The organism is Rhodococcus sp. BP-261 (genome assembly GCF_019835205.1).
GTDB lineage: Bacteria > Actinomycetota > Actinomycetes > Mycobacteriales > Mycobacteriaceae > Rhodococcoides > Rhodococcoides kyotonensis_B.
Genome location: NZ_JABUCO010000022.1, coordinates 1 through 24,231, shown reverse-complemented (window position 1 = coordinate 24,231; position 24,231 = coordinate 1). Strand labels below are relative to the sequence as shown.

The 24,231-nt window shown below is 63.4% G+C and carries 22 protein-coding genes and 1 pseudogene; 11 read left to right on the top strand and 12 right to left on the bottom strand.

Going from position 1 to position 24,231, the window contains the following annotated elements; translation table 11 throughout:
- Positions 1-2: 2 nt before the first annotated feature.
- The 6 genes from HQ354_RS20290 to HQ354_RS20265 form a co-directional block, all read right to left on the bottom strand.
- Positions 3-602, bottom strand: coding sequence for a copper resistance CopC family protein (locus HQ354_RS20290; protein ID WP_068422540.1), 600 nt, complete (start codon positions 600-602; stop codon positions 3-5).
- Positions 603-649: 47 nt separating this feature from the next.
- The gene (gene ctaD / locus HQ354_RS20285; protein ID WP_068422543.1) at positions 650-2,422 is read right to left on the bottom strand and encodes a cytochrome c oxidase subunit I; all 1,773 of its coding nucleotides are present in this window, start codon (positions 2,420-2,422) and stop codon (positions 650-652) included.
- A 79-nt stretch (positions 2,423-2,501) separates the two neighbouring features.
- Positions 2,502-3,464, bottom strand: a complete 963-nt coding sequence (locus tag HQ354_RS20280) for a M56 family metallopeptidase (protein WP_068422546.1) — start codon at positions 3,462-3,464, stop codon at positions 2,502-2,504.
- Complete coding sequence (locus HQ354_RS20275; protein WP_068422549.1) at positions 3,461-3,814, bottom strand: BlaI/MecI/CopY family transcriptional regulator; 354 nt, start codon at positions 3,812-3,814, stop codon at positions 3,461-3,463. Before HQ354_RS20275 ends, HQ354_RS20280 begins: the two co-directional genes overlap by 4 nt.
- 22 nt (positions 3,815-3,836) lie before the next feature.
- Positions 3,837-4,856 (bottom strand): M23 family metallopeptidase, encoded by a 1,020-nt coding sequence (locus HQ354_RS20270; protein WP_254303420.1) that lies wholly within the window; start codon positions 4,854-4,856, stop codon positions 3,837-3,839.
- Positions 4,857-5,043: 187 nt separating this feature from the next.
- A complete protein-coding gene (locus HQ354_RS20265) occupies positions 5,044-7,065 on the bottom strand; it encodes a cytochrome c oxidase assembly protein (RefSeq protein WP_068422552.1) in 2,022 nt (673 codons plus the stop codon).
- A gap of 181 nt (positions 7,066-7,246) precedes the next feature.
- Here HQ354_RS20265 and HQ354_RS20260 point away from each other — a divergent pair, with 181 nt between their 5' ends.
- On the top strand, positions 7,247-8,176 hold the full coding sequence (locus HQ354_RS20260; protein ID WP_068422554.1) for a cation diffusion facilitator family transporter: 930 nt from the start codon (positions 7,247-7,249) through the stop codon (positions 8,174-8,176).
- Positions 8,177-8,203: 27 nt separating this feature from the next.
- Here HQ354_RS20260 and lspA read toward each other — a convergent pair whose 3' ends face one another.
- Complete coding sequence (gene lspA / locus HQ354_RS20255) at positions 8,204-8,719, bottom strand: signal peptidase II (RefSeq protein ID WP_068422557.1); 516 nt, start codon at positions 8,717-8,719, stop codon at positions 8,204-8,206.
- Between the two features lie 149 nt (positions 8,720-8,868).
- Here lspA and lnt point away from each other — a divergent pair, with 149 nt between their 5' ends.
- The 3 genes from lnt to ccsB all read left to right on the top strand — a co-directional run bounded on the left by lnt (position 8,869) and on the right by ccsB (position 13,089).
- Positions 8,869-10,476: an apolipoprotein N-acyltransferase gene (gene lnt / locus HQ354_RS20250; RefSeq protein ID WP_084423579.1), complete on the top strand. Its 1,608-nt coding sequence runs from the start codon at positions 8,869-8,871 to the stop codon at positions 10,474-10,476.
- A gap of 110 nt (positions 10,477-10,586) precedes the next feature.
- Positions 10,587-12,131 carry a cytochrome c biogenesis protein ResB gene (locus HQ354_RS20245; RefSeq protein ID WP_222635441.1) on the top strand — a complete coding sequence of 515 codons (1,545 nt, stop codon included), beginning with the start codon at positions 10,587-10,589 and terminating at the stop codon, positions 12,129-12,131.
- Positions 12,118-13,089, top strand: coding sequence for a c-type cytochrome biogenesis protein CcsB (gene ccsB, locus HQ354_RS20240; protein ID WP_068422563.1), 972 nt, complete (start codon positions 12,118-12,120; stop codon positions 13,087-13,089). The genes HQ354_RS20245 and ccsB overlap by 14 nt, the downstream gene beginning before the upstream one ends.
- 12 nt (positions 13,090-13,101) lie before the next feature.
- On the opposite strand, the gene HQ354_RS20235 is transcribed toward ccsB, so the two are convergent.
- The 3 genes from HQ354_RS20235 to HQ354_RS20225 are packed head-to-tail and all read right to left on the bottom strand — an operon-like array spanning position 13,102 to position 16,028.
- A complete protein-coding gene (locus HQ354_RS20235; RefSeq protein WP_068422566.1) occupies positions 13,102-13,449 on the bottom strand; it encodes a DUF3703 domain-containing protein in 348 nt (115 codons plus the stop codon).
- 4 nt (positions 13,450-13,453) lie between these two features.
- Complete coding sequence (locus tag HQ354_RS20230) at positions 13,454-15,625, bottom strand: cation-translocating P-type ATPase (RefSeq protein ID WP_068422569.1); 2,172 nt, start codon at positions 15,623-15,625, stop codon at positions 13,454-13,456.
- Positions 15,618-16,028 carry a helix-turn-helix transcriptional regulator gene (locus HQ354_RS20225; RefSeq protein WP_068422663.1) on the bottom strand — a complete coding sequence of 137 codons (411 nt, stop codon included), beginning with the start codon at positions 16,026-16,028 and terminating at the stop codon, positions 15,618-15,620. Before HQ354_RS20225 ends, HQ354_RS20230 begins: the two co-directional genes overlap by 8 nt.
- Positions 16,029-16,165: 137 nt before the next feature.
- On the opposite strand from HQ354_RS20225, the gene HQ354_RS20220 reads away from it, so the two are divergent.
- From HQ354_RS20220 to HQ354_RS20190, 7 genes and pseudogenes are all read left to right on the top strand, one after another.
- Positions 16,166-16,825, top strand: coding sequence for a thioredoxin domain-containing protein (locus HQ354_RS20220; RefSeq protein WP_068422572.1), 660 nt, complete (start codon positions 16,166-16,168; stop codon positions 16,823-16,825).
- The gene (locus HQ354_RS20215; RefSeq protein ID WP_068422575.1) at positions 16,800-17,435 is read left to right on the top strand and encodes a vitamin K epoxide reductase family protein; all 636 of its coding nucleotides are present in this window, start codon (positions 16,800-16,802) and stop codon (positions 17,433-17,435) included. The genes HQ354_RS20220 and HQ354_RS20215 overlap by 26 nt, the downstream gene beginning before the upstream one ends.
- A 79-nt stretch (positions 17,436-17,514) precedes the next feature.
- The gene (locus HQ354_RS20210) at positions 17,515-18,108 is read left to right on the top strand and encodes a TlpA disulfide reductase family protein (RefSeq protein WP_068422578.1); all 594 of its coding nucleotides are present in this window, start codon (positions 17,515-17,517) and stop codon (positions 18,106-18,108) included.
- Positions 18,105-18,731 (top strand): TlpA disulfide reductase family protein, encoded by a 627-nt coding sequence (locus HQ354_RS20205; RefSeq protein WP_254303421.1) that lies wholly within the window; start codon positions 18,105-18,107, stop codon positions 18,729-18,731. The genes HQ354_RS20210 and HQ354_RS20205 overlap by 4 nt, the downstream gene beginning before the upstream one ends.
- On the top strand, positions 18,728-19,561 hold the full coding sequence (locus tag HQ354_RS20200; RefSeq protein WP_068422581.1) for a cytochrome c biogenesis CcdA family protein: 834 nt from the start codon (positions 18,728-18,730) through the stop codon (positions 19,559-19,561). The genes HQ354_RS20205 and HQ354_RS20200 overlap by 4 nt, the downstream gene beginning before the upstream one ends.
- Positions 19,562-19,661: 100 nt before the next feature.
- Positions 19,662-20,903, top strand: a complete 1,242-nt coding sequence (locus HQ354_RS20195) for an Nramp family divalent metal transporter (protein ID WP_068422584.1) — start codon at positions 19,662-19,664, stop codon at positions 20,901-20,903.
- A 1,025-nt stretch (positions 20,904-21,928) separates the two neighbouring features.
- Positions 21,929-22,182: pseudogene (locus HQ354_RS20190) on the top strand (heavy metal translocating P-type ATPase); the annotation flags it as partial.
- A gap of 149 nt (positions 22,183-22,331) precedes the next feature.
- Here HQ354_RS20190 and HQ354_RS20185 read toward each other — a convergent pair.
- Positions 22,332-22,967: a DUF305 domain-containing protein gene (locus HQ354_RS20185; RefSeq protein ID WP_068422591.1), complete on the bottom strand. Its 636-nt coding sequence runs from the start codon at positions 22,965-22,967 to the stop codon at positions 22,332-22,334.
- An 85-nt stretch (positions 22,968-23,052) separates the two neighbouring features.
- On the bottom strand, positions 23,053-23,463 hold the full coding sequence (locus HQ354_RS20180; RefSeq protein WP_068422667.1) for a DUF6153 family protein: 411 nt from the start codon (positions 23,461-23,463) through the stop codon (positions 23,053-23,055).
- Positions 23,464-24,231 lie beyond the last annotated feature (768 nt).

Below are 24,231 nucleotides of genomic sequence, written 5' to 3'. Positions count from 1 at the left end.
CATCACTGCTTGTTCTTCGCCCGGAACACCAATGCCAGTGCGATGGCGCCGAGGAGCAGGACGGCGATGGCGACGATCGACAGCAGCATCATCGTGTTCTGCTTCGGTGGCCGCTCGCCCTCGCTGGCCGAGGGATCGGCCGGATCGTACGCAGGCACTGAAGACGGTGTCGTCGTGGTCACGGCTCCAGCAGCGGACGATTCCGGTGATGCGGCGTTCTGATCGACTGCGGTGGTCGCGGCGACGTCGACCGAGAATCCGTACGACCCGGTGATGGGGTGCCCGTCGGCCGACGTCACGCGATACCCGACGGTGTAGTCGCCATTGGGAAGTCCGTCTTTGACGGAAATGGTGACATCGGGTCCGTCGACGGTTGTCGAGCCCTGCGACCATTGCTGCTCGTCCGGACCGACCAGGGTGATGGTTGCGAAGGATTCGTTGATGTTCTGGTTGAACACCAATCCCACACCGATCGGCGCGAATTCGAGCGTGACGTCGGCAGGTGGATCCGAGCTGACCAACTCACTATGCGCCGCCGCTGGGGACGCGCCGACAAGCGCTGCGCCGCACATCATTACAGCGATCAAGAACAGTCGTTTCACGTGAATGCTTTCTGTATGAGATGGGCTGGACTGCAGTCGGTTCCGCGTCAGCGGAGCGAGCTCGGCGGGTCGGAATCATCTTTTCCTGCAATGGATTCAGTGATCACTTCCGACGGTGCGATCGAATCCGGGTGTGGGCCACCAACGTGCTGCTCGGCCCGTATTTTTTCCACCATGTGCGGGTAGTGCAGCTCGAACGCAGGTCGCTCGGAGCGAATGCGAGGGATCTCGGTGAAGTTGTGCCGCGGCGGCGGACAGCTCGTCGCCCATTCCAACGAGTTACCGAAGCCCCACGGATCGTCGACGGTGACGACCTCACCGTAGCGGTAGCTCTTGAACACGTTCCAGATGAACGGCAGCGTCGAAGCTCCGAGGATGAACGATCCGACTGTGGAAATCTGGTTCAACGTGGTGAAGCCGTCGGAGGGGATGTAGTCGGCGTAGCGCCGAGGCATGCCTTGCGCGCCGAGCCAGTGCTGGACGAGGAAGGTTGCGTGGAAACCGAGGAAGGTGAGCCAGAAATGCCATTTGCCGAGGCGTTCGTCGAGCATCCGGCCGGTCATCTTGGGGAACCAGAAGTAGATGCCTGCGTAGGTGGCGAACACGACCGTGCCGAAGACGACGTAATGGAAATGGGCCACGACGAAGTAGGTGTCGGTGACGTTGAAGTCGATCGGGGGGCTCGCCAGCAACACGCCGGAGAGTCCGCCGAAGACGAAGGTGATGAGGAAGCCGATGGAGAAGAGCATCGGAGATTCGAGGGTGACCTGTCCGCGCCACATGGTGCCGATCCAGTTGAAGATTTTCACTCCCGTCGGAACGGCGATCAAGAACGTCATGAAGGAGAAGAAGGGTAGGAGCACTGCTCCGGTGGCATACATGTGGTGTGCCCACACCGCGATGGACAGTGCTGCGATACCGAGGGTGGCGTAGATCAGGCCCTTGTAGCCGAAGATCGGTTTACGGCTGAAGACCGGGAAGATTTCCGAGACGATACCGAAGAACGGGAGCGCGATGATGTAGACCTCGGGGTGGCCGAAGAACCAGAACAGATGCTGCCACAGCAGCGCCCCGCCGTTCGCGGGATCAAAGATGTGGGTGCCGAGCTTGCGGTCGGCGAGCAGCCCGAACAGGGCCGCCGTCAACAGCGGGAATGCCAGCAGGATGAGGATGGACGTCACCAGAATGTTCCAGGTGAAGACCGGCATGCGGAACATGGTCATGCCCGGGGCACGCAGACACACGATCGTGGTGATCATGTTGACCCCACCCAAGATGGTGCCCAGTCCGGCAACGAGCAAGCCGACGATCCACAGGTCCGCGCCGATACCGGGGGAGTAGATGGCGCTGCTGAGCGGCGTGTAGGCGGTCCAGCCGAAGTCCGCCGCGCCGCCGGGAGTGATGAACCCTGCGGTGGTGACCAGAGCGCCACTGAGGTAGAGCCAGTAACTGAAGGCATTCAGTCGCGGAAAGGCGACGTCCGGCGCACCGATTTGCAGCGGCAGAATGTAGTTGCCGAATCCGAAGACGATCGGCGTTGCGTAGAGGAGCAACATGATCGTCCCGTGCATGGTGAACAGCTGGTTGTACTGCTCGTTGGACAAGAACTGCATACCAGGAACGGCGAGTTCGGACCGCATGATCAGGGCCATCAGTCCGCCGACGAGGAAGAAGCCGAACGAGGTCACCAGATACATCACCCCGATGACTTTCGGGTCGGTGGTGGTGATCATCGTGTAGAGGAACGAGCCCTTACGTGCTCGACGCGGAGGGTAGGGCCGCACCGCTGGCGCAGCGGGAGGAGATGTCAGCGCCGTCATGGAAACCACCTTCTGTCGAACACGAAAAGGAACGCGCTCGCCAGAATAACCTAAATACTATGCTGCATAGTATTTAGGGTCAGGTCTGAAACGTGATGCACGCCAGGGCGGATACGGCACTGAGGGAGATCACGGCCAAGGCGGTGGGTGCGAGCAGTGGAAGCATCGCGATCGCTGTGATGGCACCCGCGCGACGTCGTGTGCCGGGTTCCGACTTTCCGTCGAGTTGCCGCAGCCGTTCGGTGGTCGACTCGCTGAAAACGCCCAACGCCCAGTCCGGCCGGGGGGAGTCGGAGTCGGATCCGCAGACCCTCGACAGTGCCGCGCGCACCGCCTCGGGGCTGGTTCCGTCGGCTGCAGCCCGGTCTGCGGCGAGTTCGACGAGCATACGGACCGCCGCCGGTGCAGCAGCGAACAAGGGAACCCGCGGGAACGCTGCGGCCAAGATCTCACAGAGCGTGACGATGCGGTGGTGTCGGCCGCGCAGGTGCGCGCGCTCATGCAGCAGGACTGCCCGTTGCTGTTCGGAGTCGAGACGCTCGGCCAAGCCGGCGGTGGCCACGATATATCCGGGTCGTCCGTCGATGCTGTAGGCCAGGGGCAGGGGATGATCGAGCCACATGACCGGATCCGGACCGGCTTGTCGACGAGCCACTATCGCCAGGACGTCCAGGTGTTGGTTGCGTACCTGCGATCGGGTTCTGATCTGTCGTCGGGCCAGACGCGTCAACCGCACGGTTGCACCGACGAACACTGCTGCGGCGGCGACTGCGGCGGCTTCTCCCACCCATGGTTGAACGGCATGTTGCAGTGAACCCAGGCATCGAACCGCGAGCTCGACAAATCCTTCCGCGGGAGCATGGTCGGGCCATATCAGCACCACCACCGCCGAACCGAGCAGAAAGAACACACCCGCGACGGTCCCGATCCACGCAGACAGAGCAAGTACAGGCGACACGGTCCGCGTGAGTGATGCGAGCCACCGTGGTCCAGTGAGGGCCGACAGCACGGCCGCGAGCACGAGCGCCAGCGCGACGATCATCGGTCGGCGTCCGGGAGGCTGCCGCGTAGGGCTTGGAGCTCGTCGTCGGTAACCGTCTTCGCGAAATGCATTAGCACTGCGGCGGAGTCGTGGCTGGTGTCCAGAATTTCTCGCAGCGCCTGTGACGTCGCTTCCGCACGTGTCTGCGCGGGTGAGTACATATAGGCGCGCGAGACCTTGGTGCGCTCGACCCATCCCTTCTCGTGGAGATGGGTCACCACGGTCAAGATGGTTGTGTACGCGAACTGTCGATCTGCCATGTGCGCGAGCAGATCGTGGACCGACTGCGGCTCCGTGCACTCCCACAGCACGTTCATCACTTCTGCTTCGAGGTCGCCGAGCCTCTTCATCGCACATTTTCCCTTGTCGTCATCAGGTGACATCCACACCGCGAGCGGATAGCCATGCCATCGGATCGGATTTGACCCCGTCGGGTTGCCACACCTCGTAGTGCAGATGTGGGCCGGTCGACTGACCGCGGTTTCCTACCGTAGCAATCAGGTCGCCGGCTTTCACTCGTTGACCGGCAGTGACCAGCGTTTCGTTGATGTGGCCATAGACGCCGATCGTGCCGTCGTCTTGCTTGACTCGGATCCACAACCCGAACCCCTGCGCCGGTCCCGATTCGATGACCTCACCGTCGGTCACCGACACGATCGGAGTTCCGATCGTGTTGGCGATGTCGAGACCGTAATGCGTCGTGCCCCACCGCGCGCCGTAGTTCGAGGTCAGGGTCCCCGACACCGGAACCAACGTCAGGGGACGGCGCGCCTCGGCCTCGCGTGCGGCCCGCTCGACCTCTCTCGCCCTGCCCTCGGCCAGTTGCTCGGTAAATCGTCGGGCAAGCTTGCCGACGTCGAGATCGGGCACCTGCAAGATCTGGGCCGGTTCCACCCCAGCGGCACTGCCCTGGGCCAGGCCGGCGGACGGCTGGTCGCTGCTCGATGCACTCAGCGCCACATGCTCGGCCGGTGCGTCCTGTGAACTGGCAGCTGCGGACAAAAACGCACCGACTGCCACAGAGGCCGCGACGGCGCGTCCTCCCGGCTTGGGGACTCGGCGCCGATGTGCACCGAGTCGGCGCACTCGGCCGTGCCCCTCGGTGCGGTGGTGTCCGACTGACGCCGCCTTGTGCAGCTCCGGAACGCCTTCCGCGGCAGCGGGCGGATCCCCATCCTGCTCGTCGAGCCATGGTGTGCGTCGTTCGAGCGAGATGTCGAGCGCTGGAACCGTTGGGACCGACAGTGAAGTGGATGCCGGGACCACGAAGCGCGACGGGAGGAACTGGGCACTGGGTAGCTTGCCCCTATCCGGCACAGCTCGTTCGGTCGACCGGTGGACGGCGAACGAGTGCTCGTCGTCGATGGTGTCGGGTTTGCGGTGTCGGGCCAAAAGGTGAGTCCTCGGTTGCTCACGCGACTTGAAAGCCTGCGGGAGATAACGAATTGGTGACGGTCAACGGACAGGCTACTACTATTCCGCATAGTTTTTCGCCGAGGATCTCGCGATGGGGAATCGGCGCTGGTCAGACGCCATGTTCCCCGGTCGTGGAGAGACGTCCGAGGAGGGTGTGCGCGAGTCAGCCGTTACCCGGTCGAGACGAAAGGTCGTCCAGCATGGAGTTGTAGGCGTCGAGTTCCTCATCACCGGTGTCGTCGATGGCTTGGTCTCGCCGCCGTGCTGCGTTCTCGTCAGCTGCGGACCAGCGCACCGCCGCGAGGACGGCGGCAGCCAACAGAGGGAGTTCGCCGATGCCCCAAGCAAGGTTGCCCGCGAGTCGTTGATCGGCGAGTAGATCGGAGTTCCAGTCCAGTCGTAGACCGCTGTAGAAGGTGCCGCCCAGCGCTGTCTCGATGTCGATGAGCGAGACCAGGAAGAACGCGAAGCCTGCCAAGGCGAGGATGCTGGACAACAGCTTGGACAGCCCGGAGATCGGCCGGGGCGTGGGATCGAGCCCGACGGTGCCCCAGAAGAACAACAGGCCCACGATCAGGAACCACGCTTTCATCGCCGCGTGTGCCACATGCGAATCGGCGACGAAATCGAACACTCCGCCCGAATACAGCAGATAGAAGCTCCCCAGTAGCATCGCTGCACCGATCCATGGATTGAGCAAGAACGCGGTCGTTCGACTGTGGAACGCTGCTGACAGCCATCGTCGAAGTCCGGGAGCAGCGCCGGGTGATGCTGTCGGCAGGATCGATGCCACCAGCGTGATCGGGCGCCCGATCACCAGTAGCAGCGGTGTCGCGATCGCCACTGCGGTCAATCCGGCCATGTGCACGCTGAACATCGCCGGACTGTAGAGACCGACGCCGGACGATGTGGCGATCAACAGCACCGCGGTCCCCGCGAGCCAACTGGCGGTCCATCGTCGTCGCCATGTCAGCCCTGCTGCGCGGCGGCGACGGAGTGCGATCAGGTACAGCGTTGCCAGCAGGATTGCTGCCGAGCCGAACAGTAGATCGAATCGCCATTCGAAAGCCAGGCGTGCTGCGGTGGGCGGGCCGTCGAGCACGAAGCCGAGTGCTTCCTCATGGGCTTGGGGTAGTTCGGTCGATTCAGGGGCGGGCGGGGGAGTGCGCCCCAGAGCGACAGCGAGGCCGATCGTGGTGACCAACACGAGCGCCTCGATCAGGGACAGGGTGATGAGGGGCTTTCGGTTGGCTGGGTCGAGGGCGAGTGCGCCGACCGTGTTTCGTCGTTGACGCCACCCCAGGACGCCGACGACGGTCAGGGCGGCGACCTTGGCGAGTACCAGGATTCCGTAGGTGGACTCCCACAGCGAGTCCAGCGGCACCCGGACGGCGGCGTTGATCACTCCGGATGCGGCCATGGTCACGAACGCGATCAGTGCGATCGTGGAGTAGCGGCGAGTGGCGAGTGCGAGGTGCCCTCCGCCGCGCAAAGCGTGAACCAGTAGCGCGAGTAGTCCACCCGCCCATAGAGCTGCCGCGAGAATGTGCAGGATCAACGAGTTGGTGGCGATGTCGTGATTACCGCCGGTCGAAGAATGGCCGCTCACCGCTCGGGGCATCAGCGCGAACAACGCCATGGTGAGCAGAGCTGGAGTCCAGTTGTGCCGCAATGCTATCGCGCATCCGACAGCGGTTGCTGCCCCGATCAAGGAGGTGAACATCCAAGCGGTCGCGACATCGACGTCGCCGATGGCACGCAGAAACTGCAGCGGCTGGCCGGCGATCGCCCCGACCGGCTGACCGGAGGCATCCGAGAGTGTCAACGGAACGAGAAGCGCCGCGCAGACCGCCCACACCGCGGAGGCTTTCGCTGCAGCGCGCACGGCGACGTAGCCGTCGATGTCGAGCACTCCCGATCTCTGCGGCGGAACGAGAAACGCCGCCAGCAGCAAGGATCCCACTGCCACGACGGCCGATGTTTCCCCGAGCGCCGTGAGCGCCGGAATCCCGAACGTCGTCAGTGCCCCGGGATCGGGGATTCCCAACAGAATCAGGGCCTGCGAGGTCGACAGTGCCGCGAGTAGTGCCGCGACGATGCCGGCGATGGCAGCGCACAACAGGATCACCTGGGCTCCGGTGCGTCGATTCACAGCACCGCGGCGCTCCTGGGCATCGGTGGACATGTAGAGGACCTTTCGTGGTCGGTCGGTGAAGCAGGCGGGTGCGCCTGCTTCACCGACCGGGAAATACTACGCAGCATAGTTGACACGACCGGGCCGGTCCGGCAAGCATGAACCAAACGGTTAGTTGCATATATGCGCATATCACAATATGTTGCGTCGAACAGATCCGAAAGGGGCGATCATGGGGCACGGACATGGACACGGCCACGGTATCGACGCGAACTCGGCGGCGAGCGCCTCCGGCAGACATCTAGGACGACTGTGGATTGCAGTCGGCCTGGGGGCGGTCACTCTCGTGACGCAAGTCGTGGTGGGCTTGTACACGTCCTCGTTGGCGTTGCTGTCGGACTCCGCGCATGTGTTCACCGATGTGTTCGGAATTTTGATGGCAATCGTGGCGATCAAGCTCGCACAACGGAGAACGACGCGTTCCGATCGCACATTTGGCCTGTACCGAGCCGAGGTGTTCGCAGCACTGTTCAACGCCCTGCTTCTGTTCGGTGTGGCGGGTTGGATTCTCTTCGAAGCCGCACAGCGTATTTCGGACCCGCCCCAGGTGCCTGGTGTGCCGGTGATGATCGTCGCGGTGCTCGGTCTTGCGATGAATGTCATCGCGTTCGTGCTGCTGCGCAGCGGGGCGCAGGAAAGCCTCAACGTTCGGGGTGCCTATCTCGAGGTCATGGCCGACATGCTCGGCTCGATCGGAGTGCTGATCAGTGGTCTGGTGACCGTCGTGCTCGGCTGGCGGTACGCGGACCCCGTGATCGCCGTCGCGATCGGGTTGTTCGTCCTGCCTCGTGCATTCAGTCTGGGCCGCCACGCGGTGCGCATACTTCTGCAACATGCCCCTGCCGGCATCGATGTCACTGCAGTGGAGAAGTCGCTGAGCGGCGTCGACGGTGTCGACGAGGTGCACGATCTGCACATCTGGACACTGACGTCCGGAATGGAGGTCGCATCGGCGCATCTGACCATCACCCCTGGTGCGCAATCGCCGAGTGTGCTCGCTACGGCGCAGCGAATTCTGGGCGAGGACTATGGGCTCGAGCACGCGACCTTGCAAGTGGAGCCCGCCGATGGGGAAGGCCGCTGCCGGGAGATGAACTGGTAGTCGTAGCTCCCGGCGACGACTACCGGTTCATTCGCCGACGCCGGGGGCTGCCGACTCGCCGGAACGGGGCTCGAGCTCGGTCTGAGGGTGTGTGAGCAGCGATGTCACGATCAAGGCCGCGACGCCGCAGGTGATGTAGACATCGGGCAGGTTGAACGTCGGCCACCAGCCGGTATGAAAGTAGTCGGTGACCGCTCCGTTGACGAGACGGTCGATCACATTGGACACGGCACCGGCCAGGATCGAACCGAGCGCAATCATAGTCACCGGTCCGGCCTCCCGGGCGGCGCGCCAGGCGTACAGCGCCAGCCCTGCCGTGATCGAGCCGGTCACGGCAGTAACGACCCAGAGCGGCAAGGCGTTGCCCAAGCCGAAGGCCACCCCGCTGTTGAACGTCAGCCGCAGTTGCAGTGGTCCCAGTTCGGCCGGAGTCCCGGGAAGGCTCCGCCGGGCCCACGAGCCTGCACCGAGGGAGAGCACCACCAAGATGGCGACGAGCGCCGAGGTCGACAGGCGCAGCCGCGCGGCGGAGTGGTGTTTCATCGGCCCTCGCTTCGGTTGTGCATCAGAGAGATTCGACTGTTGTCGACATTGCCGTTGCCGCTGGCATTATCACACGTCAAATACTATTCGTCATAGTAGTTCATGTACGGTGGGGCTTCCGCGGCGAACGATGATGTCAGGAAGCGTTGATGACGGTTACACCCGATGCGGGACCGATCGGACCATCACCGTGCGGTGACCACGATCCGGAGCAGCCTCGTCGCGGACGTTCCAGGCGCGGATTCGGTATCGGGATCCGGCTTGCCGCAGCCGCCTCGGCGGGGTTGGGTTTGTACGCCAGTTTCCCGCCGATCGGAGTGTGGATTCTCGCGCCAGTGGCAATCGCGATGTTCGTGGCGACCGTGCGTGGACAATCCGCCCGCGCGGGCGCGTGCTACGGCATGATCATGGGCCTAGCACTGTTCCTACCTCTGCTCCCGTGGGTGGGGGAGTACGTCGGCGCAGCGCCGTGGTTGGCACTGGCCACCATCCAGGCGCTGTTCGTGGCGATCTTCGGGGCAACAGTGGATCGGTTGTCCCGCTTGCGTTTCGGATTCGTCTGGATCGCATGTGCATGGGTTGCCATGGAGGCCATTCGATCTCGCATTCCCTTCGGCGGATTTCCCTGGGGAAGAATCGCATTCGGTCAAGCAGATGGCCCCCTTCTTCCCCTCGCCTCACTGGCCGGTGCTCCTGGTCTGTCCTTCGTCGTCGTCATGACGGGCAGCGCGATGGCCTTGTTCGTCGTCTCCGGTCGTGGTCGACGCGTGGCGTGCCTGGGATCGACCGTCGCCGTCGCGGCGGTGACCGTAGCGGCACCGTACTTCGCTCCAGCTGCGCAAGAACGGATCACAGTCGCCTCGATCCAAGGTAACGTGCCCCGATCGGGTCTCGATTTCAACAGCCAACGGCGGGCTGTGCTCGACAATCACGTACAACGCACGATCGAGCTCGCCGCCGAGGTTCGCTCCGGCCGGGTGGACCAACCGGATCTGGTCATCTGGCCGGAAAATTCCTCCGATATCGATCCGCTACGTAATCTCGATGCAGCGCAACGGATCGATGAGGCAGCACAGGCGATCGGGGTTCCGATCCTCGTCGGGGCGGTACTGCAGCAGGACGACGGCACGTCCCGGAACACGTCCATCGTATGGGACCCGGAGACCGGGCCCGGGCAGGAGCACGACAAACGCCAGCTCGTACCGTTCGGGGAGTATCTGCCGCTACGCCCCCTTGTCACTGCTCTCGCTCCGTTCGCCGCCCAGGCGGGAAACTTCATCCCCGGTGACGGCAACGGTGTCGTAGACCTCGCCGGTGTCCGGCTCGCCGTCGCGACCTGCTACGAGGTCGCCTTCGATCCACTGCTCACCGAGTCCGTTCGCGCCGGAGCAAGCCTGATCGCGGTGCCCACCAACAACGCCACGTTCGGCCGCACCAACATGACCTATCAACAGCTCGCGATGTCGCGGGTGCGTGCAGTCGAACACGGCCGCCCCGTCGTCGTCGCGGCCACCAGCGGCGTCAGCGCCGTCATCGACGCGCGTGGGTCGATCTCGGGCGAGACGGAGCTGTTCACCTCGGCGGCAGTGGTCACATCGATCACACTCGGTACGGGGCTCACCCCCGCCACTGTCGCCGGGGACCTCCCGCAGTGGATCGCGACCGCGAGTGCTCTTCTTGCGCTCGGCTATTCGCTACGAAGGACACCAACTCCAGCTCCGATCCACCTCTCAACTACTATGCAGCGTAGTAGTTGAGATGCGGATCGAAAGGTGTGACAGTGGACGAAGGCTCGGGCCCTCCCCGACAGCGACGCTCTCGCGCAGTCGTTGCTCTGCTTCGCAATCGTTGGCGACAACTGACCTCGATGCACACAGCCTTGGTTCTGCTGTTTCTGCTTGCGCTCGCCGCGATCCCGGGGGCCCTACTGCCGCAGCGCAACCTCAACACCCAAGCCGTCGACTCCTATATCGCCGCACGGCCGGTCCTCGGACCGCTGATGGACACCGTGGAACTGTTCGACGTGTTCGGCAGCTTCTGGTTCACCGCCATCTACGTTCTACTGTTCGTCTCGCTCATGGGGTGCCTCACACCGCGGATGTTCGAACACGCGAAATCACTTCGTGCACAGCCAGTTCGAGCTCCGCGAAATCTGGCCAGGCTTCCGCTGTATCAGGCCGGCGACCTTGCCGGCGGCCCACCGGACGTCGTCGCCGGTATCCGGACCCACTTGAAAGGCTGGAGAACGGCCGTTCGGTCCGAACCCGACGGAATCGTCACGCTGTCCGCGGAGAAGGGGTACGCCCGGGAGGCGGGGAATCTGCTCTTTCACTTCTCGCTCATCGGACTCCTCGCGGCCATCGCCACCGGAAAGCTCGTCGGTTACGAAGGTTCGGTCATCGTCATCGCCGACAACGGCCCGGGCTTCTGCAACACCTCTCCTGCGGTGTACGACTCCTTCCGAACTGGAAACAGCACCGACGGGACCGGTCTCGAGCCGTTCTGCATCCGGGTCAAGGACTTCACAGCCGACTACCTCGACAACGGACAAGCATCGATGTTCACCTCGAACATCTCTTATCAGTCTGCCGACGACATCGCCACCGACACCTGGAGAGACTTCCAACTCAAGGTCAACGAGCCCCTGCGACTGGGCAGCGAACGCGTCTACCTCACCGGGCATGGATACGCGCCCGAATTCACGGTCACGTTCCCCGACGGGCAGAGTCGCACGGAGGCCCTGCAATTTCGGCCCGACGACGCCACCACCTTCCTCAGCAGCGGGGCCTTGCGCATCGACCCACCCGGTGGCACGTATGCCACGGCCGATGAACGACGTCGGGGACAGATCGCCATCGAAGGGCTCTTCGCGCCCACCGCCCAGTTCAACGGAACCCTGCTCTCGTCACGGTTCCCCGAACTGTTCGACCCTGCAGTCGCGATCGACATCTACAAGGGCGACACAGGCCTGGACACCGGGTTCCCTCAATCGATCTTCTCGTTGAACAAGGAGATGATCAATCAGGGCCGGCTGGTCAAGCAAGACCGCGTCAACTTGCGGCCCGGTGAATCGACAACGCTCAGCGATGGCACCAATGTTCGATTCGACGGCGCCAAGGAATTCGCGAACCTTCAGGTCGGATACGACCCCGCACAGCCTTGGGTGCTCGTCTTCGCCGTCACGATGATGACCGGCTTGCTGATCTCGTTGGTGATCAAGCGCCGCCGAGTCTTCTTCCGCGTCCGATCTGCGGGCGAGCGGACATCTGCCGTCGAGATGGGCGGTCTCGCGCGGACCGACCACGCCGGCTGGGGACCCGAATTCGACATGTTGCATGCGCGAATTCTGATGGCCGACAACCGACATACGACCACCGACAGAGAAACGGAGCCGCTCGATGCCCATCGATGACACTCTCGCCCGCTGGAGCGATGTCTCCTTCGAGACCGCGTTCGTGGTCTACCTCCTCGCTGCCATCCTGTTCATCGCGCAGCTCGCGACCACCCGGACGGCGGTGACTCGCGAAACCGAGCCCGCGACGAGGGAGTTGGTCACCGCCGCGTCATCGTCGACACCGGGGTTGGTGGTCGCCGCCCCGCGCAGAGCAGCGTCCGAACGACTCGAGCGTATGGGTCTGGGACTGGTGATAATCGCATTGATTCTGCATGTGGGATCGATCGTGCTTCGCGGCGTCGCCACGGGTCGGCCGCCCTGGGGGAACATGTACGAATTCGTTTCCGTCACATGCGCGGCCGGAGTTCTGGTCGGACTCGTCGTCTTGCGCTCGAAGCACCTGCGCACGCTGTGGCTGTTCGTTCTCGTTCCTACTCTGATTCTGTTGTTCGTCGCCGGAACCGTGCTGTACGCGAATGCGGCGCCGGTGGTGCCGGCGTTACAGTCGTACTGGCTGCCGGTGCACGTGTCGATCATCTCGCTCGGTAGTGGGGTGTTTCTCATTTCCGGTGCCGCGAGCGTGTTGTTCTTGATCCGAATTCGACTGTCCGACAGTGGCCCTGCCGACAGCAGGATGCGCCGATTCGCCGCGCGGTTGCCCACCGCGCGGGCGCTCGACCGATTGGCCTATCAGACAACGATTTTCGCTTTTCCGCTGTTCGGGATGGGTGTCATTCTCGGTGCGATCTGGGCCGAGGCCGCCTGGGGGCGATTCTGGGGGTGGGATCCGAAGGAAACGGTCTCGTTCATCACCTGGATCGTCTACGCCGCGTACCTGCACGCCCGGGCCACCAGTGGATGGCGCGATACCCGAGCGGCGTGGATCAACATCGTCGGATTCGTTGCGATGCTGTTCAACCTGTTCATCATCAACATGGTCGTCTCCGGACTTCACTCCTACGCAGGACTCAACTGATGCCGATGCCACTCACCGGTCGCCCGGATGCACCGCCGCGGCGAGATCGGGGGGTATCGGCATCGGCACGGTCAATCCGGCATCGACCCGCCCGGTGTTGCCGACCGGGTACCGTTTGGACCACGATCCCGGTGCTGCCACCACGATCCGGATCAATTGGCCCCACGACTCACGTCGATCATGCTCTCGCACAGCGACTGTCAGCATCGCAGCATGATTCTTGGTGTGCAGCCAGGCGTACGGCTGCGACAGTATGTGCGCACGTTCGAGGTGATGCCATCGATCGGTGTTCGTCGACGCGGTCGCTGCAGCCTTCATTTCGAGGGCATAAAGCGTGCGCGCTGTCTCGTTCGCAGCCATGTCTTCACCTTGCTCGGTGCTCGAGTGCGCTGGCCTCATCGTCAGGCGCGCAACACGCGCACCCCGGAGAGCATGGCGATGACTGTTCGACAGCAGAGGCTTTCGACGAATCTGCTGGCGGGGAGGCGATCAGGAGATTCGGCCGCTGCAGGATCCCCACCTCTCGAGCATTCACCTGCGGGGCGCAGCACGCATCGTCGAGGTGCGGCGGCGGCGCAACCGCGACGTGGATCGTGCCCGACAGCGGTGTAGGCGCCGCGGCGGCATGCTCGTCCAGTGGTTTCGCACGTGCCGCGCGGATGGCGTTGGCTATGACGAGAACCTCGGCGAGTTCGTGGATGATCACCACGGTGGTGAGGCCGAGAACACCGGTCGCGGCCAGCGGAACAAGTATTGCGATGATGGCGATGGACAGGCCGATGTTCTGGACCATGATCCGCCGAGCCCGCCGAGCGTGGGCGAGCACCTGGGGCAGATGCCGCAGATCCTCACCCATCAAGGCGACGTCGGCGGTTTCGATGGCGACGTCGGTCCCCATGGCTCCCATCGCGATGCCGATGTCGGCGGTCGCCAACGCTGGTGCGTCGTTGACTCCGTCACCGACCATGGCGATCTTTCGGCCGGAGGCGATCTCGGCAAGCAGGCGGGCTTTGTCCTCGGGCAGCAATTCGGCGTGGACTTCGGTGATGCCGGCTTCTGCGGCCAAGGCCTGCGCGGTGAGAGCGTTGTCGCCGGTGAGCATCGCGGTGTCGATTCCGAGGGCGGTGAGTTGGCGAACTGCCTCTGCTGCTTCGGGGCGGAGTTCGTCGCGGACCGCGATCGCCGCGATCAGAATTCCGGCGCGGTCAAGGATAACGACGGTGGCGCCGGCGCTCTGCAACCGCGCGACATCGTCGGTGAAAGTATCGTCGTCGAACCAACTCGGTTTTCCGAGCCGAATCGCAACGCCGTCTATGGTCCCGGTCAATCCATGCCCGGCCACGGCAGTGACATCGTCGGCAGCAACGACCGTCGGTGTGCAGGCGAGTATGGCGCCAGCCAGTGGATGCTCACTGCGCGCTTCGAGTGCGGCGGCCGCGGCCAGCGCGTCGTCGCGGGTGACACCGGCTGCAGTGACGACGTCGACGACTGGCGGTGTTCCTGCGGTGAGTGTGCCGGTCTTGTCCAGCGCGACGACCCGGATGCGGCCGAGTTCTTCCACTGCTGCACCGCCTTTGACCAACGCGCCGTTGCGGCTGGCAGCTCCGATCGCCGCTACCACCGATAGCGGCACCGAGATCGCCAGGGCGCACGGCGATGCAGCGACCAACACCACCAGCGCTCGTTCGAGCCACAACATCGGATCCCCCAGAACAGCGCCGAACCCGGCGACGAGAACGGCCAGAATCATGATCGAGGGCACCAGGGGGCGTGCGATGCGGTCTGCGAGACGCTGGCCGGACCCTTTACGATCCTGCGCCTCTTCCACGATGTGCACGATCCGGGCAAGTGAACTGTCGGCCGCCGCAGCGGTGACCGCGACCTCGATCGCTCCGCCGCCGTTGATGGCGCCGGCGTGCACCACGTCGCCTGGATTGGCTTCGATGGGAACAGATTCCCCGGTGATCGCGGACAGATCGAGATTGGTGGAACCGCGGGCGATGATGCCGTCGGTCGCGGCCCGCTCGCCGGGCCGCATCACCATCGTGTCTCCGATGACGACGCCGTCGGGCGCTAGGACCGTCTCGGTTCCGCCGCGCAGCACCGTCACGGTCGGGGGCACCAGCGACAGCAGGGCACGCAACCCGCGGCGGGTTTTCGTCACTGCGTGGGCTTCGAGCCCTTCGGCGATGGAGAACAGGATTGCCAGCATCGCTGCTTCGGGAATCTGTCCCAGCGCGATCGCGCCGACGAGGGCAATGGTCATCAATGTCCCGACACCGATGCGGCGGCGGCGAAGATTGTTCAGGGTCGAGGGGACGAACGTCGCGGCGGCGACGGCGGCGGCGATCAACTCGCCGGCGGTGGCGACGGTATCCGCCCCCGCGCGGCTGATCGCCCACGATGCGGCGAGGATGACCGCGGCGACAGCGGCGAATTGCAGTTCACGGACCCTCCAGAGAGTCGGTGGACGGTCGTCCTCAGGCGCCCGGTCGGCCGAAGCAGGTGGAGTGGGTCCGCAGCATGCGTCAGACATAGCCGACTCCCGCAGTCGCATCAGAGGTGGACGCTGGTGCAGATTTCTGGGTCAGTGGTTCGGTCAGCACCGCGAGCAAGTGCGCTCCGCGGTCGGTGAGCGAATACATGACCAGCTTTCCCGTCCTGCTGGAGGCCACGATGTTGGCGGCTTTGAGCTTGCGCAGGTGGTGGGAGACCAGTTTGGTGCTCTGGCCGACGATCCACGCGATGTCGCAACCGCACATCTGACCGCCCGTGCCGAGCGCGAGCGCGACCGTCAGACGGGTGGGGTCGCCGAATGCCCGCGCAGCATCAGCCAAAGGCTCGATATCGCCGAGGGTCGGAAGGGTGTCTCGAACGTGCTCTGCGTGGGGAAGATCCAGGCACAGCAAGTCGCACGAGTCGAGTGGTTCGGTGGACATACCCATCAATCTAACAATCGTGAGATCGTTAGGAAACCCCTTCAGGTAAACATTCAAACGATTGTTAGTGTGTCAGGTGCTCGGTCGGCTGGCAGCCGAATCGACACGTCAGTGCAACGACTCGAAAAGGTAGAACAATGAGCCGCACGTTGAAGATGTCCCTCGCGTTGGTCGTGGTGTTCGCCGCCGCGCTGGCGGTGTTTCTGGTGATGGACAGATCAGGAACACCCGATGCCGCAACGGCGCAACAGGCCAGCACCGATCCTGCGTCGATCGCGGTCCGCGAGAACAGTCACCGCCTGAACACCGCACCCGATGGCCGTGTGACATTCGTGGAGTTCCTCGACTTCGAGTGCGAGGCCTGCAGGTCCGCCTACCCGGCTATCGAACAGTTGCGGGAAGAGTACGGCGACAGAGTCACCTTCGTGGCCCGCTACTTTCCCATTGCCTCGCACTTCAACGCCGAACGCGCCGCACGTGCGGTCGAAGCCGCCGCGCAGCAGGGCGAGTTCGAGGCGATGTACCAGCGGATGTACGAAACCCAAGAAGAGTGGGGCGAGCAACGTACCCCGAAAGACGAGTTGTTCCGCAGCTTCGCGGTCGATCTCGGACTGGACATGACCACATTCGATGCCGCCTACACCGACCCCGCCACCCTCGAGCGCATCCAGGCCGACGTCACGGACGGCACCGCGCTCGGCGTGCAAGGGACGCCCACGTTCTTCCTCAACGGCGAAAAGATCGAACCCCGAACCTACGGAGACCTCGCCGATGCACTCGATGCCGCGCTCGGCTGACCCGGCCGCGCCGCCGATTCAGCCTGCCCGGCCCCTCGGCCGGAGCCTGCCGTGGTTGCTCCTGGCCGGGGGTGCGATCGGGCTGGTGGCAGCGTTCGTCCTCACGATCGAGAAATTCACTCTCGCGATCGACCCCACCTACTCACCGAGCTGCAGCATCAATCCAGTCCTGAACTGTGGATCGGTGATGGACACCCCGCAAGCGGCAGCGTTCGGGTTCCCCAACTCCCTGATCGGTATCGCCGGGTTCGCGGTCGTCACCTCGATCGGGGCAGCGATGCTGGCGGGTGCGGTGTTCGCCCGATGGTTTTGGGCTGCAACTCAATTCGGTATCACCGCGGCCATGATCTTCGTGCATTGGCTAATCGTTCAGAGTGCGTACGAGATCGGCGCGCTGTGTCCGTACTGCATGGCAGTGTGGGCGGTGACCGTGCCGATCTTCTGGTATGTCACCGTGCGGAACCTCGATCTCGCGGTGAGGTCGCCGGGTCCACGTCGGCTGGTGGACTGGCTGATTCGCAATCACTCCATTCCCGTGACGGTGTGGTTCCTTGCATTGATTACCTTGATTGCACAACGCTTTTGGTCGTATTGGTCCACGCTGCTATGAACCGCCCGCCCTCTCGTCCACCCGCCGGGATCCTCGCGGCCAGTTCGAGGTCATCGTGAAGCCTGGTTGGTCGTTGGTAATGCTCGCACTCGTGCTCGTCTGTATCGCGGTGCTGTGGCCGCGGACCGATGGCGCTGATTCCGGCCTGGCAACGACGCCGGGCGCCGTCACCCCGGCCCAACGTGCACCGGCATTCTCCCCACCATCCGACGCCGAGTACACATCCAGTTGCCCCACGCCCACAGCGTCAGGACAGCAGGGGCCGCTCGCCGGGGTGACGGTGCGCTGCGTCGGTGACGCGACAGATCTCGACCTCGCCGACGCGTTGGGCAACGAGACAGTGCTGCTGAACCTGTGGGCGTCGTGGTGCGGGCCGTGCCGGACCGAAATGCCTGTACTCGACTCCTATGCCGCAGAGGAAGGGGCAATCCGGGTCGTCGGAATCAATGTCGAAGACCGACCGGATGCCGCGTCGATGGTGTTGCGAGAGATGAATATTCGATACTCCAACTACGTCGATACCGGCGCCATCCAGAACGCGCTAGCGGCCCCGCCTGTCCTACCTCTGAGCTACATCGTCACCTCGGACGGTGCCGTCGAGCGCATCACCGATCCCACCGTCTTCGACACACCGGATCAGATCCGCACTGCAGTGAAGGACTCCACGTCATGAACCAACACCGCCTGGACCGTGCACGGACAATGACCGAAAACCGGCTTGTCGGCGCGATACTCACCGTTGCCGTCGCCGTGTCGATCTCCGGATGCTCCGCAGGCACCGACGCGGTCGCATCCGGCGGCAGTTTCGACTTCGTTGCACCCGGCGGCCAGACCGACATCTTCTACGACCCTCCCGAAAGCCGCGGAACCGTCGGCGAACTCACCGGACCGGACCTGATGGACGAAGGCAAGACCACCGCACTGTCCGACTACGAGGGCGACGTCGTCGTAGTCAATCTCTGGGGTCAATGGTGCGGCCCGTGCCGAGGTGAAGCCGACGACCTCGAGGAAGTATTCGAAGCCACCCAGAGCAGCGGAGTCCAGTTCCTCGGAATCAACGTCCGAGATCCCCAGAAGGACAAGGCCCAAGATTTCGTCGTCGACAACAACGTCTCCTACCCCTCGATCTACGACCCCTCGATGCGGACACTGATAGCACTAGGCGGCAGCTACCCGACCAGCGTCATCCCCTCGACCTTGGTTCTCGATCGCCAGCACCGCGTTGCAGCAGTGTTCATGCGTGCGCTGCTCACCGAGGACCTTCTCCCGGTCGTTCAACGGGTCGCCGCCGAATGACGACGCTATTGTCTCAGGACATCGGATCGGCGTTCCAGAATGCCGCGTCGAGTGGGCCTCTGATGCTGGCCATCGCCGCGTGCATGCTCGCAGGCCTCGTCTCGTTTGCATCCCCTTGTGTGGTCCCGCTGGTGCCCGGCTATTTGTCGTACCTGGCCGGCATCGCAGGGGCCGAATCTTCTCAGCCCACCGGCCAGCTGCCCGGTGGTGTCAACGGGTCCTCGACTGTGTCGACATCGGCGAACCGGTGGCGGGTGGCCGGGGCGGCAGGGTTGTTCGTCGCCGGCTTCACCGCCGTGTTCGTACTCGCCACAGCGTCGATATTCGGTGTCATCGGTACCTTGCGGCTCAACGAAGAACTGCTGCAGCGCGTCGGCGGAGTCATCACGATCGTGATGGGCCTGGCGTTCATCGGATTCATCCCCGCACTGCAGCGCGACACCCGATTCGCACCCAGAAACATCACATCGCTTGCAGGGGCACCGCTCCTCGGCGGTGTGTTCGCGCTCGGATGGACGCCATGTCTGGGCCCCACGCTCGCTGGTGTGTTGTCGGTGGCCGCGGGGACCGAAGGTGCTACCGCAGCTCGGGGAGTGACGCTGATCATCGCCTACTGCCTGGGGCTTGGGTTGCCGTTCATTCTGCTGGCCTTCGGGTCGAGTTCGGCAATGCGTGGTGTCGGGTGGCTGCGAAGAAATTCACAGCGAATCAAGGTCGCCGGGGGAGTGATCATGGTCGCCGTCGGCGTGGCGCTGCTGACCGGCGTGTGGGGATTGTTCATCGCGTGGATACGCAATGAGTTCGTCACCTCGGTGGTTCTGCCGATCTGACGCTTCGCAGCGGGGATCGACATCACGCATTGCGTTGTTCGGGTCGCCGAACTATATTTTCAGGGTTCTGAAATTGTCCGTCCACGTTGGGTGCGATCACATGACTTTGCTGCAACGCCGGGCATCCCGATCGCCGTCGAGATTTCGAGCGGGGTTCGCGCTACTGGGCCCGGCGTTCGTTGCCGCGATCGCCTACGTCGACCCCGGCAATGTCGCGTCCAATGTCAGTGCCGGAGCGCAGTTCGGCTACCTGTTGGTCTGGGTGATCGTGGCCGCGAACGTAATGGCCGGCCTCGTTCAATTCTTGTCGGCGAAACTCGGAATCGTCACCGGAATGACCCTCCCCGAAGTCGTTCGCGAAAAGTCCCGCAGAAGCACCCGGCTTGCCTATTGGGGGCAGGCGGAAGTCGTTGCGATGGCGACCGACCTCGCGGAGGTCGTCGGCGGCGCGATTGCCCTGTACCTGTTGTTCGATCTCCCGCTTCTGCTCGGCGGGTTGATCACCGGGGCAGTGTCGATGATCCTGCTGATGGTTCAGGACCGCCGCGGTCAACGGCCGTTCGAGTTCGTCATCCTCGGCCTTCTCACGGTCATCGCTGTCGGATTTCTGGCAAGCGTCTTGGTAGAGCCCCCGTCGTTCACCGAGGCCGCGGGAGGCCTGATTCCCCGGTTCGACGGCGCGGAAAGCGTTCTGATCGCTGCCGCCATGCTCGGCGCGACAATCATGCCGCACGCCGTCTACCTCCACTCCGGTCTCGCCCGAGACCGCCACGGCCACCCCGAGGCCGGACCGGCCCGGCGCCGTCTGCTGCGCATCACCCGTGCCGACGTCGGATTGGCGATGTTACTCGCCGGCGCCGTCAATATGTCGATGTTGCTGTTGGCCGCGTCCACACTCGGCGGCAGAGAAGGCGTCGATTCGATCGAAGGTGCACACGCTGCCGTCGGAGAGACGCTCGGGCCAGTTGTTGCTCTGCTGTTCGCAATAGGACTGCTGGCGTCCGGTTTGGCATCGACATCGGTGGGGGCGTACGCCGGAGCGATGATCATGGATGGATTGCTGCGCAAGCGAATTCCGATCGTCCTACGCCGGCTCGTGACCCTCGTACCCGCCCTCGCGATTCTCGCTGCAGGTGTCGACCCCAGCCGCGCCCTCGTCGTCTCACAAGTCGTCCTGTCCTTCGGAATTCCGTTCGCGCTGATCCCTCTGGTGCGGTTCACATCGGACCGTGAATTGATGGGGGAGAACGTCAATCACCGAATCACCACGTGTGCGGCTTGGCTGATCGCGGCCGTCATCGTTGCGCTCAATATCGCTCTGATCTATCTGACGCTGGCCTAATGACTATCGGTAGGGAAGAGCCTCTCGCTCAACAGAGTTGACCTCGACGAACAATCCTGTGCGACCCGGTTCGTCGCCAGCATCGATACCTGGCGTGGCGTCGCAGTTGTGCCCCCTTCTACCAGCATTGGACACAGCCACCTATGGTCGCTGGTGCGCCGCAGCCGACGCAACACCCATGCCTGCGACGCCGATGACGGTGGCCGAGTTCATGGACCAGAACAGTGATGCGGTGCAGCTGCGCCGGGTCTCGGCGATCAATCGAGCACACCAAGACGCCGGACATTCACCGCCAGGAGCGCGTCACTTCACTGCGATCGGATCGATAGAAGCGCTGTTGGGGGCGCCGAGATGCCGTCCTGATCCTGCTGCCCGGCGCCGGCCTGTCCTACACCGCGATCGCAGACCCTGGACCGCACCGACGTCACGGTCGACGGACCGGAGCTGTGGATCGGAGGAAGTGACCAGATTCGAATCCAGACACGTACTGGCTGCGAGAGCTCGCCGGCCGACCTGTGGGAGCGGTGGGCGGCAGCGCTGCAGTTCTCCGACCGCTACCCATCCACGGCGCTGCTGTCAGAGCATCTTCAGCGGGGCATCTCTCCGGACATGGCAGAGTGGCCACGCAGTCCAGGTCCGGTAGCAGTGCCGATCGATCGATGGGGCCACATGCCGTTCCCCAATACCGCCATGACCCCGGACGGAGTCGCTACGGTCGCACGAGCGCACCTCATGGGCGCGCCACCCCGGCGCACCTCTAGGCCGACGCGCCGCAGATTCGACGACCAGTCCAACGAGACTACTGCCGAAAGCGTTGTACACGAGTCGATATCGGTCGATCTCGACCCTCAATTACTAGGACCGCGGAATCGCTGCTCGTAGGTGTGCCCATGCGGATATGGCGGATGCACTTGATCTGGTGGACGACGTCGACGACCGAATCAAAGCGCTGCTACAACACACCCTCGCCACCTGCTGGGCAGCGGGGACGCCACCGGACTGTGATGGAAATACCAGCGATGATCCCCGAATCGGTGCTGTCGGTGATCATCGCTCGCGCTTCCTACTGAAATACGAAGCAAAACGTTGGTGGGCAGCGGGATACAACCTGATCTCCGTGCCGCTCGCGGCGGGAGTGCTGGCGTCGGTCGGGTTCGTACTGCCGATGTCGATCGGCGCGATTCTGATGTCGTTGTCGGCGATCATCGTCGCCGCCGACGCACAGCTGCTGCGTCGGCGGCGACCTCGTACCCGACGCCATCACCGGTACCCGAACTGACAGCTTTCGTACTACGAAGCCGCAGAGTGAATCGGTTACGCGCAGCTGAGACCTTGACCCCTGAACGGATTCAGACGGTCACCGCAGAACGAGCCGAAGGCCGCACCTTCCGGGCGGAGGGTGCGGCCTTCGAACTCTTCGGTGTCAGCTCAGCCGAGCAGTTGCTGCATGGTGTCGATTTCTTGCTGCTGGGTTTCGACGATGGTGCGTGCCATCTGCTGGGCGTCGGGGTTGGAACCGTCAGCTATCTCGGTGTTCGCCATCTCGATCGCGCCGGTGTGGTGGGCGATCATCATCGTCAGCCACTGGCGGTCGAACTCCGGACCCGACGCCGCCATCAGGGCGTCCATGTCCTGCTGGGTCATCATGCCGCTGTCGGCGTTGTGGTCCATCCCCTCCATCTCACCCATGTCCGCCGACGGTGCAGGCTGGCCCCATTCGGCGAGCCAAGCGGTCAGTTGGTCCATTTCGGGCTGTTGCGCGGCTTCGATAGCCGATGCCAGCGACAACACCTCCGGATTGTCGGTACGCCCCTGCGCCATCGCGGACATCTCGACTGCTTGCGCGTGGTGCGGGTACATCATTCGCGCGAACATGACATCGGCGTCGTTGAACTCCGCCGACGCGCTCGCAGCCTGCGACGAGGACGGCGCGGATGAGGACATCGACTGCCCGTCCATCGAATGTCCGTCCATCGACGAATCGGTCGAGTTGTCGCTACAGCCGGCCACGACGAGTGCACTGATGGCGGCAGCGGCGAGCGATACTACTAGTTTGGTACGCATGTGAAACTCCTTGTACGAGTGCCTGATCTGGGAAGAACGGAGGTAATCCGATCCGCCGGTGGGCGTGCGCTCACCGGGCTCCCTGTCACACTCGCAAGGTCACCGATCTGTCCAACTCCCACAATGTCCACGGCGGTGCGCGTTCCTGCGTGGTGACGGCACGAGCATCGAGACCGTTCGCCGAAAGCAAGGACGGCGTAGCGTCGATGCTCACCGATGGGATCGTCAACGCGGGCCAGGACACCGTGGTGCCGACGCATGGATGCATCATCTGGTGTCCAGACGGGCAGTCGTGCTCACCGAACGCCACCGGAACCGAACTATCGACCCGGGGTGTCGGCGCCATCGCGGAGTGGCGGGCCGTCATCTGAGGTCCGTTCATCGACGTCACCGGCATCACCGAATGCATCAACAGCACCCCGAACACCGTCAAGGCGACCAGCACACCTGTCACCGACAACGGGCCCCGGCGCCGGTGTTGGATTGCTGGCCGCATGTCACCGATCATACCAACAGATACCCCCAGGGGTACCGGACGCCAACGTGGCTCTCACCTGCGTGCCGCAGTACTCCACTCGAAGAACACCTACGCGCATTCGTCCTGAACCGATTCTCGCACAACTGGTTTCAACCATGGGCAGGGTACTGCTGTAGCAGTGAACAGCTTCAACGACGACTGGTAGCTACGATTTGTCCAGTGAGCGGCGCGGCGAATAGAGCGGAAGTCGCCAAAGAACTCCTCGACCATGCCCAGTGTCCATGCCTTGGGAGGCTCGTTAGCGTGGTCCAGGAACGCCGCACTATCTACTAGTGTTGCTCGACTTGTCTCGAGTTGCAGATTGCGGCACGGCTGCTGGCTGCGCCATCCCGTTAGCATGCCCTCGACCGTCCGTTCCTTCGCGATGGAGCGGATCACCGCCCCGATCAGTATCGCGCGCCCGCTTCCGACAGCACCTAAGCGATGTCCCCTCGCATCCGTTAATTTCCGACGAACGAGTGATTCGTCGGTATCAATAGCGTTGGAGGAAAAAAAGGTTCGGTGAGTAGCATCTGCGGTGCATCGCAAAACGAATGCAACATGGCCGACGCCCCAGCCGTAGATGTTCTACATACCATTGCTGCACAACTTTTTTGGACGAACATTTGCGGAGGACTCGGTTGATCAGCCGACGCCGAGATGATGCATCTGATGCAATACGCAGACTTTCACTGGATAAGTCCGTTATAGCTATCGGACTTATTAGATAGTTCGTGCTGGCGGAGG